This window comes from Variovorax sp. P4_D9, from assembly GCF_056401695.1.
This window is the reverse complement of record NZ_JBFUIU010001781.1, coordinates 1-511: the sequence shown is the minus strand read 5'-3', so window position 1 is coordinate 511 and position 511 is coordinate 1. Positions and strand designations below refer to the sequence as shown.

Sequence of the window (511 nt, the reverse complement as noted above, 5' to 3'; positions counted from 1 at the left end):
ATCTGCAACCGGTTGGGCTGCAGCACTCGAGGTGCGCATTGGCTGCGCCGACTCGCGTCCTGCGCTCGCGCTTGCTCGACCTGCGCCTCGCTCGGCTTCGGTAGGTCATCGAACAGCGCCACATCTCGGGTCACTTCGCTTGCATCAATCTGCGTCGTCATGCCAACTGCGAAGCCATTCCCGTGCCAGTTTGACGGGCTCGGAGAAAAACTCTCACTCTCTGAGCCTTTTGACCTACGGAACGAGCCTGGTGCTTTTGTCATCGTGTTGCGGCACCTAGACCGAACTTTGGAATGATTCAAAGTTCGGCCTCACTGCTGTCCGGTTAAAAGCTGAACAAATTCAACTGGTTAGCGGCGTCGATCGGATCCGCGATTGACAGATCGGCTTGCAAGGCGCATGAAATCTGGGTTTTCTCGAAAACAGAGACCGACAAGATCTGTAGACAAGTGTAGAGAGAGGCATCGAGTTGAAGCTCCTTCTTGACGATGGCGATGAGTACGTAAGTCGC

The 511-nt window shown here is 55.0% G+C and carries 1 pseudogene; it reads right to left on the bottom strand.

The window, feature by feature from the left end:
• Nucleotides 1-325: 325 nt before the first annotated feature.
• Nucleotides 326-511, bottom strand: a pseudogene (locus tag AC1DY5_RS58315) (IS4 family transposase); the annotation flags it as partial.